The organism is Agathobacter sp. LCP21S3_B2 (genome assembly GCF_052118705.1).
In the GTDB taxonomy this organism is placed as follows: domain Bacteria; phylum Bacillota; class Clostridia; order Lachnospirales; family Lachnospiraceae; genus Roseburia.
On record NZ_JBQKGQ010000012.1, the window covers coordinates 53,981 to 66,415 of the forward strand.

Genomic DNA, 12,435 nt, shown 5'->3' on the forward strand with positions numbered 1-12,435 from the left:
TACAATTTAAAGTTTTAATGCTTCAACGCTTTAAAGCATATAAGTATAATAACACAATTATTTAAAATTGCAAGTAAAACTTTACTTTTTTTTGTCAGACTAATATAATGAATGAGGTTGTAATACAATATCAAAGGAGGACTATATGATTTCTTATTTGACTTCGACAGATATGTCGATAATAGCTTTCATCGGAGTGATTTTTGCATTCGCACTCACATGTATTGCTATTGCAAAATTAAATAAATTTTTACCAAAGGACCTCGGCAGACAGTTTGCTGTGGACGGAAAGCTTTCAGCCGGGAAGCCGAGAGGCGCCGGTATTATCTTTATATTCACATTTGTGATATCGGCACTGCTTTTCTCACAAATCAATACGGAGATTGCCATTTATCTTGTGCTTATAGTTATTGAGATGCTCACAGGCTACTTTGACGATGCGGCTGAAAAGCCATGGGGCGAGTATTTAAAGGGCGCACTTGATTTTGCGGTTGCCATTGTTGTGGCAGTTGTGTATCTGCATTTCAACTCAAGCACAATCACCTTTGCCATATTTGGCGGCTCTGTAAATATTCCACCTGTTGTGTTTGGAATACTCACAGTCATCTTAGTCTGGGTATCAATCAATGTCACAAACTGTTCAGACGGTGTTGATGGTCTTTCCGGAACACTTACCATCATTACCATAATGACTTTCTTCGTGCTTGATTCAGTGCTCAAAATAGCTGACAGCTTCAACTATTGTATTTTATTATTTGCGGTATGTCTGCTCGGATATCTGTGGTACAATGCCACACCAAGCAAGCTTTTGATGGGTGATGCGGGCTCAAGAGCCATGGGTATATTCATAGCTATTTGTGCTCTTAAATCACAAAGCCCATTCATCTACATACTGGCAGGTCTCGTGCTTATCATCGACGGTGGACTTGGACTCGTAAAGGTTTCTCTTCTTAGATTTTTGAAGATACATATTTTAAAGAATACCACAACTCCTATCCATGACCACGTCAGAAAGAAGCTCGGCTGGTCAAATGCACAGGTTGTTTTCAGATTTGCAATTATCCAGATTGTTGTGTCACTCGCAACGGTTTATCTGGCGATGATTTAACAGTTTTAAAACTATATAAAGCAAAAGCCGGAGTCTGACAATTTGTCGGCTCCGGCTTTTACTTCTTTCGGCTCGTAACTGTGAATGTACCAAACAGTTACGTACTTATATAATTTACTGTGTGGACTCCTTTAACACTACCTCATACGGCAGAAGTGTCCTGTTCTCAGTCTCTTCACCCTCTATCTGTCTGAACAGATTCTTGCAGGCTCTTGCTCCAAGCTCCTTTGAATCAAATGAAAGCGATGTAATGGACGGCACATTATTTTCCAGCACTAAGCTGTTGTAAAATGAAGCCACCTTCACCTGCTGCGGCACCTTTATATGCCTTTCGCGGAGCCGTCTCATGGCCTGCGCACAGACTGCATCATCCATACACAGCAGACAGTCGCAGCCTCTGTCAATTGCATCATCTACAGCCTTTTCGATATATGCTTTGCCTTCAAGGTTTAAAAATACAAGATTTTCATTTATTTTCATTCCAAACTGCTCATGGGCATCCACTACGCCTGCGTATCTGGTCTGATTTACAACAATATCCTCACTTCCACCGAGAAGCGCCATCTTTTTCATGCCACGCATGAGCATAATTGATGTCAGCTCCCTGCAGGCACTTTTATGGTCATGGTCAATCTGCTTTACATCCTTATATTTGCATGAGCCAGCTGTAACAAACGGTATCCTGCGCTCCTGTAAGAATGTCACCTGTGGATCATCTACCATCGTGCGAAGCAGCACCACTCCATCCACCTTATGATTCTGTATGATACGCCTAAGCCCCGCCATATCATTGCCTGAGCCTATACAAAGCAAAAGGTCGTATTCCATCATACCTGCTATCTCCTGAATCCCCATTATAGCTTCCTGGAAAAAAGGCAGATCAACAAGTGCATAATCCCCCGGCATCACCACACATATATTAAATGTCTTTGACTGTGCAAGCCCCCTTGCTATTACATTAGGTTTATAATCATGCTCCTGTATATATTCAAGCACTCTTTTTCTTGTTGCAGCGCCTATCCTGCCCTTCCCCGATATAGCCCTGCTTACTGTTGTCTTTGAAACACCAAGTGCCTCTGCTACATCTGATATCGTGATATTGTTACTCATTCTGCCGCCTCTTTCATCTAAATGTGATTAATCACTGAACAACTTTTATTTGTTGCGCAACTCTATTGTTTTTCATTATAACCTATCTTCATACACTTGTCATCCCAGACATGCAATTTTTGCGCAACTGACTCATTCTTCCACGCATATTCGCTCAACATTTTGTTTTCTGATGATTTAATGTTTACACCATTCATTTACTAACGTATATTTATATTATGATTAAAGGGTCAAAAGGTATCATCGATGCATGCTTGCATGCAATTCGATGCATACCTTAGTGACCCGCACTACACCGAGAAAGTAGCAATTTGCTGCGAAAACGCAGGAAATTAGCGGATTTCGAGGTGGAGTCAGATTACGGGAATGCGTAGCATGTAGTAATCTGATTAATCATAAATGAGGGGCAAAATACCTTTTGACCCTCATATCATATTATAACTATTGGAGGTACATATAAATGAATTTTAACGAAATATTATATGGTGTGGCATATTACGACGAATATATGCCTTACGACCGCATAGAAACAGATTTTAAGATGATACGCGATGCCGGCATGAATGTTATCAGGATTGCCGAATCCACCTGGAGCACATGGGAGCCTGAGGAGGGAGTATTTGATTTTACACACCTGCACCGCATGCTTGACTGCGCAGCAAAATATGAGCTGAATGTCATTGTCGGAACACCTACATATGCTATTCCATCATGGCTTGCAAAAAAATATCCCGATATTCTCGCTGTAACACATAACGGCAAAGAGCTCTACGGTCACCGCCAGAACATGGATATCACAAACCCTGACTATCTGCACCACGCACAGATTATCATTGAAAAGCTCATGGAGCAGGTAAAGGACTACGACTGCGTGATTGGCTTCCAGCTCGACAATGAGACAAAGCCTTATGACACCTGTTCCAAATACGCTCAGGCTAAATTCGTAGAATATCTGAAAAATGAATTTCCTGACATTGACGAGTTTAACAGGGAGTTTGGACTTGATTACTGGAGCAACCGTGTGGATGACTGGGATGCCTTTCCTGATATCCGCGGCACTATAAATATGAGTCTTGATGCGGAATACAAAAAATTCCAGAGAAAGCTCGTGACAGACTTTTTTGCATGGCAGGCCGATATCGTCAAAAAATACAAGAGAGATGACCAGTTCATCACTCAAAATTTCGACTTTGAATGGCACGATTACTCTTACGGCATGCAGCCGGAGGTCAATCAGTACGAGGCTGCCAAGTGTATGGATATCGCCGGCTGCGATATATATCACCCGTCCCAGAGCAGTCTGAGCGGCCGCGAGATTACCGCCTGCGGCAATATTGCAAGGGGCATAAAAGGTGATAATTATCTGGTACTTGAGACCGAGGCTGCCGGAAATCACCCATGGCTTCCTTATCCGGGACAACTGAGGCTTCAGGCCATAAGCCACATTGCAAACGGTGCATGCATGGTTGAATACTGGCACTGGCATTCTATCCACAATGCCATAGAAAGCTACTGGAAGGGCGTGCTCTCCCACGACCTTAGACCGAACCGGCTTTATAAGGAGTGCAGTGTCATCGGAAACGAACTAAAAAAATACGGACACAGGCTGGTAAATTTGAAAAAGATAAATAAGTTTGCGGTTATTGCTGACAACGCCTCTCTTACAGGGCTTAATGAATTTAAGCTGAACAACGAAAGCGACTCCAATTACAATACCGTTTTCAGATGGCTTTGCGATGCCCTGTATCTGATGAACATTGAGTACGACGTGATTCCTGCCGACCCGGCACTTTTTACTTCATATGAGAATATACTTGTGCCTGCACTCTATAGCGCAACAGATGAGGTGCTCAATGCCTTAAATGAATTTGTTGCAAACGGCGGCAATATGGTGGTGACCTTTAAATCTGCTTTTTCGGATGAACACCTTAAAATACGCCATGACGTACAGCCTTATATTATAAACAAGGCTCTCGGCATACAATACGATGAGTTCACCCTGCCTGACGATGTCACCGTAACCTGTGGCGGCAAATCCTCAAAAGCTCGTGACTGGATGGAGATGGTCGACTGCACCACTGCCACGCCTGTTGCTATGTATGAGCACAAGCATTGGGGAGTACACGCAGCTATCACAGAAAACTCTTATGGCAAAGGACGTGCCATGTATCTTGCCACACTTTTTGGTGAGGGCACGCTGATAGAAGCCCTAAAGCTTTTCTTCGGCGAGCAAAAAAATGAATTTGATGCTTCTTATCCCGTTGTCATAAAGCGCGGCACCAATATGCAGGGCGAAGAAATCATTTATCTGCTTAACTACTCGGATGATGAGCAGACTGTTACCTGCCATGCAGACGGTCTCAAGAAGCTTTGCGATGACAGTACAGTATCAGCAGGCGATTGTATAACTCTTGCACCATGGGATTTTAGCATTCTTTATGCAGATTAGCCCACAGCTTAAAGTGGCCCTTTAACAGTGCTGTTTTATCCTATGCTTTTTGCTGCAGATAAATATTTCACAAAAAGCTCATTATATAAGGTCTTAATTATTAATTTTTTCATAAAATTTATTAAGTCTTTTGTTTTGGTGTTGTTTGAATTATTTTTCAGTGTTATAATTTCAAGCGGATTAAAAAGGTGGTTTTATGAAGAAAATACAGAATAAGCTTATAGAGCTTTTCAACCGCTACAAGCATGTGTGGATTTTATCATACTTTATCATATATCTGACCTGGTTTGGATATTTAGAGCGCACTGTTACCACACATTATCACTTGATTCATCTTCCGATAGATGATTATATACCGTTTTGTGAATACTTTGTTATTCCTTATATCATGTGGTTTGGCTATGTGGCCTTTGGAATTGCTTTCACGGCATTACATGACAAAAAAGAATTTTACAGACTGTGTGCGTTTTTATACACCGGTATGACCGTATTTTTGGTTATATCAACGCTCTACCCAAATGGTCACAATTTAAGGCCTTATTATTTCACGCACCACAATATGTTTACAGCGCTTTGCGAGTGGCTTTACTCCACTGACACACCGACGAACCTGTTTCCGAGCATTCACGTATACAATTCGCTCGGCATTCATTTTGCGGTGATGCACAGCAGCTATTTCAAGGATAAAAAGCACGTTCAGCACGCATCCTTAGTGCTTTGTGTTCTGATTATACTGTCTACCATGTTTATCAAACAGCACTCAGTATTTGACGTTTCTACAGCCTTTATGCTTGCTTTCGTTATGTACAATGTGGTCTACATCAAAAACTGGATGCATCTGCCACAGAAGAGCGGAAGCTTCCAGGATGCGGCAAACCGCAAGGTTCGTGTTTGATTTAATGATTGCAGCTTTCAACTCAAAAAGACATCAGCCGGTTTTTACACCGGTTGATGTCTTTTTACATTTCACTCACAGTCTGCATATCTGTCCTGTTATCTGACTCTCTCCCTGCTGTAGTCGAGCACCTTGTCCACAGTAGATTTTATTTCTACTGAATTTTTCCTCTGAGTCGAAATTTCTGCGTATGCATCTTCTATCTGCAGCTTATTGCGCTCCTCAAACTTGATAATCTCCTCCTGTGTATTGCGGATTGACACAATCTGCTGTCTGCATGCTTCTATCATGTCAACTGAAATCTCATCACACTGTGAAAACACATGATTGAGCTCCACTCCCTGCTTCATGAGCTTTGTCGTGGCAACATTGTTGTCCTTTAGAAGCCCTACAAGGTGGCTCACCTGCTCTTTAAGTGCACTAATCTCAGCTTTTGCCTCTGAAAGCTCCTGTTTAACAGCATCAATTGCACTGTCATATGAAACAGATGCCTCCCTTATGCTCTCAGCAGCCTCCACGAACAGCTTTCCCTGCTCTCCCAGCATGCCCGCCTCTATAGCAGCATTGAGCGAGAGAACACTCATCTGCTTATTCTGTTCCTTCATCTGCGCAGCTATATCCGCACAGCTATCCACATGCTCCTCAAGCCTGTCCGATGTCTCTGACAAGCTCTTAGCCGGAGCTGTAAAATGCTTATTGTTTTCGACAAGCGCACATGTATCCTCATGCTGTGTTGCAATTGCCTTTGCCGCACTCTCAAGACTTGTAAGATTGTCCGCAGCCGCCTTTACACACTCTGTAAAGCTGTCGTTTAAGGCTGATATGGCATCCATGCTGTCCTTTGAAAATTCCACCACATTATTTGCATTATCATTTAGCTGCTTAAGGGATGACTCCTCAAGCTGCCTTGATTTCTCCAGCTCATCAAAATCAGCCTCTATAAGCTTTGACTTTGCATTTACATTCTCGAAAAATCCCCTGTCATTATCCAATTGTTCCTTCATATACGCTAATTCCTCAGCGGATATTTTTGCTCTGTTCCCAAACACTGATCTATTCTCCTTTACCGGTTACCTTTTTAGAATATAATATCACTTATAATACTGTATTTCAAACTGCAGTGACTCATTTTCCCTGAATACATTTATCTTTGGTGAATATACTACGGACAGCACTATATTATTGAACCTTCCTCTTTGTGCAGCTTCAAGCGCGTCCGAACCAAACCTTTGCCTGATATAGTCAAAAAAGCTTTCTATATCACCAAAATAAATTGCATTGATTGGCGTGCCATATGAGGATATCAAAGAAAGTCTAAGCACATTGTTGTTTTTACCAACTACCCACATGCGGCTCACACGTAGATTTTTATCCGCAAAAACAGGCTTTGGATTGCCCTTTCCAAACGGTGCTAGTACTGAAAACTCAGACACAAGTCTCATTGATACATAATCCACCGGCATCGGCACATCTATATGTATTTTAGGCACGAGGTCATCGTCCGTAAGCGATGCATACTCATTTATTTTCTTACGGAATGGCTCAACGTTTTCTTGTGGCAGTGAAAGTCCTGCAGCCATCGGGTGGCCACCAAACTTCGTGAACAGCTCACTGCATTTGCACATTTCCTCATACATGGAGTACTCCTCTATCGATCGGCCTGAGCCCTTTACTCCGTCCTCACTCTTTGTGAGTATAAAGGTTGGCTTATTGTATTTCTCCCTGATACGGCCTGCTATGATTCCAGCTATGCTCTCATGCACATCCGGCAGATATATGACAAGCACCCTGTCTTTTTCGTAATTGTCCCTCTCATATATCTCAACTGCGGTTTCGACACCCTTTGCAGTCATTTCCTTCCTGTCATCATTGAGCGCTACAAGCTCTGATGCGATGCGCATGGCCTCCTCCTGCCTGTCACATAAAAACAGCTCAAGTGCTCTTTTGGCTGTATCCAGACGGCCTGTCGCATTGACACAGGGTCCAAGAACAAATCCAAAATGATATGCATCTACATTTTCAGCCTCTATATTACAACATTCAAGCAGGGCTTTCATGCCGATATTTGTCGTATGATGAATACTCTTTAAACCGGCCTTTACGAGTATACGGTTTTCACCCGTCAGCGGCATGACATCACCGACTGTTGCAAATGCCACATTCTCTATAAAATCCATGGCCTCTTTCTCATCTATGCCGATTTTTCTATATAGTAATATGACGATTTTCCAGGCAACAGCTGCTCCGCAAAGCTCCTTGTACGGATAGCTGCACTCTATCTGATGTGGATTTACAACGGCATCTGCTTTGCTCTCCTTGTAAATCTTTATACCCTTTATATCTTCAAAAGGCACTGCATGGTGGTCTGTTACGAGAACCGTCATTCCAAGCTCCTTTGCATGGGCGATTTCCTCAATCGCCGCAATTCCGTTGTCACAGGTGACCACAGTGTCTATCCCGTCCTCATATGCCTTGTCAATCAGATGCACATTCAAACCATAGCCATCCTTCACTCTGTCGGGAATCATATAATCCACACATGCACCGGCTCTTTTAAGTGCCTTCACAAGAATATATGTAGACATCACTCCGTCTATGTCATAGTCGCCGATTATCCTGATTTTGGCCTTGTCAGCTATCTTTTGGGCAAGAATGTCAACCAGCCTCTGACCATCCTTTAAAAGAGCCGGGTCTGCAATGTCTGAGATTTTGCCGTTTAAAAATTCATTTACCGCGTCATCTCCTATCACACCTCTGTTTCTGATTATCCGCGCCGTCACCTGATCTATTCCAAACTTCGCTCCGATTGCCGCAAAATCAGCCTTCTTCGCACTAACATACCACTTTGCCATAATCTACCCTTTCCAGTCTCAGCCCACACGCCGGTGCTGTGTAGCCTGCCTGTGCCCTATCCTTTGAAGCTAAAATTTCCATCACAGCATCCGGATTTTTCCTTCCATCGCCCACCTCGATAAGCGTTCCTGTGATGATTCTTATCATATTCTGTAAAAATCCATCTCCGGTGTAGCTGATAACAATATCAGCGCCTGTTTTTTCTATATCAATAGAAAAAATTGTCCTGATCGTTGACTTTTTCATATGTTTGTTGCCACAAAAGGCTTTAAAATCATGCTCTCCGAGAAGATACGCTGCTGCTTTTTTCATCCGGTCTGTGTCAAGCGGCTTATCATAGTCGTATACATATTTTCTCCTGAACACATCTGACACAATACCGGTGTGTATTGTATACACATATGTCTTTGACACAGCATTGTACCTGGCATGAAATCTGTCAGGCACATTTGAAATATCTGTCACCGCAATATCTGCCGGCAGATGCTCATTCAGCCATATAAATATCTCATCCTTGGAAAAATGCTTCGGCATGTGAAAGCTTGCCACCTGCCCTACCGCATGCACTCCCGCATCCGTGCGCCCTGAGCCTATGACCTCAACCGGCTTTCCTGCCAGCGTGGAAAGCACATGCTGAAGCTTTCCCTGTATTGTATCATCTGTGGATTTCTGCACCTGCCAGCCTTTGTAGCGTGTGCCGTCGTATGCCACAATTATCTTGTAATTTTGGGTTTCTGTATTCATAAAATTGTCTTTCTTTATCTGAAAAATAGGGTTGTGAATAGTTACTTTTGGTTGTAACTATTCACAACCACCCCACATACATTCGCAAAACCGCACGATACTCGTGCTTTCCCGCTGCTTCGCAGCTAATTTTGCTCATATATGTGGGGGTGGCTCTATTCGAGCCACCTTGAGAACAAGAAAACCTGCCGCTTACATGCAAGCATGACGCATCAGCTTTTTTTTTCTCAGTGGTTCTGAATAGTTACTTTTATTTTATATAATATCACATCATTTTTTCTCTTGCCAGCACTGTTTTGCTCCTTTAATCCCATTAAGCAAGCTCCGCAATACGTGTCACAGCGACATATATATTTGATATCTCATACCATGTATTGTAGTCCACCACACCTGAAACCGGAAGTCCGAATACAGCTTGAAATTTTTCCACGGCCGCCTTTGTCTTTGGCCCGTATATTCCATCCGGCACAATAGATGGAATGGCCGGATATGCCTTTGCGATGCGGGCGAGCTGTTTTTGTATCTGATATACATTCTGCCCGGACGAGCCTATGCCTATATTGTAGCCGGGCCATGACGCCGGGATTCCTGATACAGCCTCCGCGGTATTGATATACATGTTGCTGCCGTAAAAGTATCTGAGTATCTCAATTGCACTGTAGCCCTGGTCACCGAGACTTTTAGAGCCCCACTGTGTCATCCAGCTCGGACAGGAGACCTTCTGTCCGTCACAGTACTGCGTCAGAATCGGTTGCTTCACATTAGGTCTCGACAAATAGTTTTCAAACATTTCATTTACTATCAGCGAGATATTGTCATATATATTTCTGCCATAGATGAATTTGTGGTCATATGCCGTGGACGAAGTGATATTAAAATTATAGCCCTTTCCCCGATAGAACTCCGTGTATATCCTGTTTAACGTAAATGACATAATCGCAAGCACATTTGCCCTTATAGTGGCATCAGGCCAGGTCGCATATATCTCACTGGAAGCTACATTTTTGATGTAATCCTTATATCTGACATAATAATTTGCCGCTGTGGAATCCGATGGTGCCCCATCATGCACAATAACATATTCCGGAATCACAACACGATTAAGTACAATCTCACCGGTCTCAGCAACCGGCATAATCTCCGGCTCAGGTATCTTGGCAGGATAATCACCGTAGAGTGTATGTGCCGGAATAACAATATTGTCCACATCATTTCCCGGTGCATCAAGTACTTCCAGCTCAATATCCTGTATGGAAAGTCTGTCGGGCATCACCTCAACGCCCGAAACCGTGATATCTCTGTATCCGTTAGCTGAAACAGTTACCGTCACCTCCGAATACGGCTGTGACTCACTGGGCGACATAGAATACTCAAGTGGCGGAGTGGCAATCTCAACTGCCTCTATGCTTCCCGATTCGTTGGTATCAGTCTCCTCTATCTTTCCCTGCGGATCCCCGGAATAGCTGACTGACACCCTTGCATCCGCAACCGGCGTCCCCATGTTTTTCTGTCGTACTCTCACCTGAAGCCGCCCCTCATCAATTGACTCCTGTTGTAAAATGTGCAGATTTTTCATGAATATTATTACCTTAATATCTTTTTACAATAATATGCACAAAGTGCGTGGCATATGATATAATGAGCGTAGCGAATTATATCACGCGCGAATGCGCATAAGTATCAGCCGCAGGCCTATCATATGCGTAAGCATATGATATAATGAGCGTAGGCAACGAGCAGTGCCAAATTGAAAATATATAAAAATGACAGCTTGCTGAGCACTTTTTATATATTTTTAATTTGATAGGGCAACTGCCCGTACAGTCAGGAAAATCTCAGATTTTTCTGACTTGCACTGCGTATCACACACTTAGCAGCATTTGTCAATTTTATTAATATTCAGGAGGAAAATTATGCATACATTTCAACCATATCCAATCGACATGCTCGATATCAATCCATTCACCAAGCTCAGTAAGGAGTGGGCTCTCGTGACAGCCGGCGACAAGGAAAAATCAAACACCATGACCGTTTCATGGGGTGGAACCGGTGTCCTCTGGGGCAAAAATGTCGTATTTATTTTTATCAGGGAATCCAGATATACTAAGGATTTCATAGACAATGGTGATTTTTTCTCACTTTCTTTCCTTAGCGAGAAATACCGCGATGCCTTAAAATACTGTGGTGCTCACTCTGGACGTGGCGAAGACAAATGGTTAAAGGCCGGTCTGACTCCTGCTACACGCCATGGCATACCATATCCGGATGAGGCAAATCTTGTATTCCTCTGTCGCAAGATGGCTGCTGTGCCTATTGAAGAGGCTTCATTTACAGACAAAGCCATTATGCGTCAATGGTACGGCGATCACGATATGCACACTATGTATGTTGGTGAAATTATTGAGGTTACGGCTCGCTAATTTTATGACAATACTACGGGACGAGAAGAACCCTAATATATATTTATGCGCTTAAAACTACGTGGCTATGATAATTGTAAGAATTATGCTTTAAGGTTTTCTATGCTTGACGAAACCGGCTTTTATGCGCCGTCCGTGGCGCATAACGCCTTGCCCTGCCGTCCATGGCAGGGCATTTCTGTGTTTCATGGCATAATTCTAACAATATCTAAGTCACTTCGTAATCGCTTATAAATACATATTAGGGTTCTTCTCGTCCCTTACTCTATGTTAATATTACACAAATTTAACCATTGTGCAACAACACATACAAATTGTCCTCGCATTACTGTCACAAGATTCTATATATAATCTATCGGCAGCCGGTACTCATAGCTTCAATGGCCACGGCACCACCGCGCACAACCGAGATATGCTTGTACTGTGACTTGAGCAGGGCTATAAGATCATCATTGCGGTGCTCTGTGAGCTTGCTCTCTAAGATCACGCTGTCGGCATTCTTGTCCACCACATCAATATTAAAAACCTGCGCTGTCTGGAAGATATCAGTGATTTCCTCGCGGGTGAGCTTTGATACTCTGACATAGAGTATTTCCTTCATATGCAGAGGCACATCAGTCAGGTCAATAACCTTGATGACCTCGACCATTCTGTTGAGCTGCTTCTTTATCTGCTCAAAGGTAATATCATCGCTTGTAACGCAAATAGTCATTCTGGAAATAGTCTCATCCTCTGTGGTTCCAACCGTAAGAGACTGTAAATTGTAGGATTTTGCAGAGAAAAGTCCTGAAACCTTTGCTAAAACACCGACCTCATTCTCCACATAAAGTGCAATCCATCTGTTTTTCATTTCAAT

At 42.9% G+C, this 12,435-nt stretch carries 10 protein-coding genes; 4 read left to right on the top strand and 6 right to left on the bottom strand.

Features of this window, described 5'->3' with window-relative positions; translation table 11 throughout:
* The first annotated feature begins 145 nt into the window (after positions 1–145).
* Positions 146–1,108, top strand: a complete 963-nt coding sequence (locus ACTQ1L_RS10140; RefSeq protein ID WP_441366942.1) for a phospho-N-acetylmuramoyl-pentapeptide-transferase — start codon at positions 146–148, stop codon at positions 1,106–1,108.
* A gap of 114 nt (positions 1,109–1,222) precedes the next feature.
* Here the strand turns inward: ACTQ1L_RS10140 and ACTQ1L_RS10145 are convergent, their stop codons facing one another.
* A complete protein-coding gene (locus ACTQ1L_RS10145) occupies positions 1,223–2,218 on the bottom strand; it encodes a LacI family DNA-binding transcriptional regulator (protein WP_441366944.1) in 996 nt (331 codons plus the stop codon).
* A 460-nt stretch (positions 2,219–2,678) separates the two neighbouring features.
* Between ACTQ1L_RS10145 and ACTQ1L_RS10150 the strand changes: the two genes are divergently transcribed.
* Positions 2,679–4,667 (top strand): beta-galactosidase, encoded by a 1,989-nt coding sequence (locus tag ACTQ1L_RS10150; protein ID WP_441366946.1) that lies wholly within the window; start codon positions 2,679–2,681, stop codon positions 4,665–4,667.
* A gap of 196 nt (positions 4,668–4,863) precedes the next feature.
* Complete coding sequence (locus ACTQ1L_RS10155) at positions 4,864–5,562, top strand: phosphatase PAP2 family protein (protein WP_055061354.1); 699 nt, start codon at positions 4,864–4,866, stop codon at positions 5,560–5,562.
* A 98-nt stretch (positions 5,563–5,660) separates the two neighbouring features.
* Here ACTQ1L_RS10155 and ACTQ1L_RS10160 read toward each other — a convergent pair whose 3' ends face one another.
* From ACTQ1L_RS10160 to ACTQ1L_RS10175, 4 genes are all read right to left on the bottom strand, one after another.
* The gene (locus tag ACTQ1L_RS10160; protein WP_118326623.1) at positions 5,661–6,611 is read right to left on the bottom strand and encodes a hypothetical protein; all 951 of its coding nucleotides are present in this window, start codon (positions 6,609–6,611) and stop codon (positions 5,661–5,663) included.
* A gap of 42 nt (positions 6,612–6,653) precedes the next feature.
* A complete protein-coding gene (recJ, locus tag ACTQ1L_RS10165; RefSeq protein WP_441366949.1) occupies positions 6,654–8,414 on the bottom strand; it encodes a single-stranded-DNA-specific exonuclease RecJ in 1,761 nt (586 codons plus the stop codon).
* Complete coding sequence (truA, locus tag ACTQ1L_RS10170) at positions 8,395–9,159, bottom strand: tRNA pseudouridine(38-40) synthase TruA (RefSeq protein WP_173851673.1); 765 nt, start codon at positions 9,157–9,159, stop codon at positions 8,395–8,397. Before truA ends, recJ begins: the two co-directional genes overlap by 20 nt.
* A gap of 313 nt (positions 9,160–9,472) precedes the next feature.
* The gene (locus ACTQ1L_RS10175; RefSeq protein WP_441366951.1) at positions 9,473–10,735 is read right to left on the bottom strand and encodes a peptidoglycan-binding protein; all 1,263 of its coding nucleotides are present in this window, start codon (positions 10,733–10,735) and stop codon (positions 9,473–9,475) included.
* 337 nt (positions 10,736–11,072) lie between these two features.
* Here ACTQ1L_RS10175 and ACTQ1L_RS10180 point away from each other — a divergent pair, with 337 nt between their 5' ends.
* On the top strand, positions 11,073–11,579 hold the full coding sequence (locus tag ACTQ1L_RS10180; RefSeq protein WP_441366953.1) for a flavin reductase family protein: 507 nt from the start codon (positions 11,073–11,075) through the stop codon (positions 11,577–11,579).
* 352 nt (positions 11,580–11,931) lie between these two features.
* Here ACTQ1L_RS10180 and ilvN read toward each other — a convergent pair whose 3' ends face one another.
* On the bottom strand, positions 11,932–12,429 hold the full coding sequence (gene ilvN / locus ACTQ1L_RS10185) for an acetolactate synthase small subunit (RefSeq protein WP_041254511.1): 498 nt from the start codon (positions 12,427–12,429) through the stop codon (positions 11,932–11,934).
* Positions 12,430–12,435 lie beyond the last annotated feature (6 nt).

Coding starts and splice junctions, on each gene's coding strand:
- ACTQ1L_RS10140 (WP_441366942.1), top strand. CDS start 146: ATGATTTCTTATTTGACTTCGACAGATATGTCGATAATAGCTTTCATC.
- ACTQ1L_RS10145 (WP_441366944.1), bottom strand. CDS start 2,218: ATGAGTAACAATATCACGATATCAGATGTAGCAGAGGCACTTGGTGTT.
- ACTQ1L_RS10150 (WP_441366946.1), top strand. CDS start 2,679: ATGAATTTTAACGAAATATTATATGGTGTGGCATATTACGACGAATAT.
- ACTQ1L_RS10155 (WP_055061354.1), top strand. CDS start 4,864: ATGAAGAAAATACAGAATAAGCTTATAGAGCTTTTCAACCGCTACAAG.
- recJ (WP_441366949.1), bottom strand. CDS start 8,414: ATGGCAAAGTGGTATGTTAGTGCGAAGAAGGCTGATTTTGCGGCAATC.
- truA (WP_173851673.1), bottom strand. CDS start 9,159: ATGAATACAGAAACCCAAAATTACAAGATAATTGTGGCATACGACGGC.
- ACTQ1L_RS10175 (WP_441366951.1), bottom strand. CDS start 10,735: ATGAAAAATCTGCACATTTTACAACAGGAGTCAATTGATGAGGGGCGG.
- ACTQ1L_RS10180 (WP_441366953.1), top strand. CDS start 11,073: ATGCATACATTTCAACCATATCCAATCGACATGCTCGATATCAATCCA.
- ilvN (WP_041254511.1), bottom strand. CDS start 12,429: ATGAAAAACAGATGGATTGCACTTTATGTGGAGAATGAGGTCGGTGTT.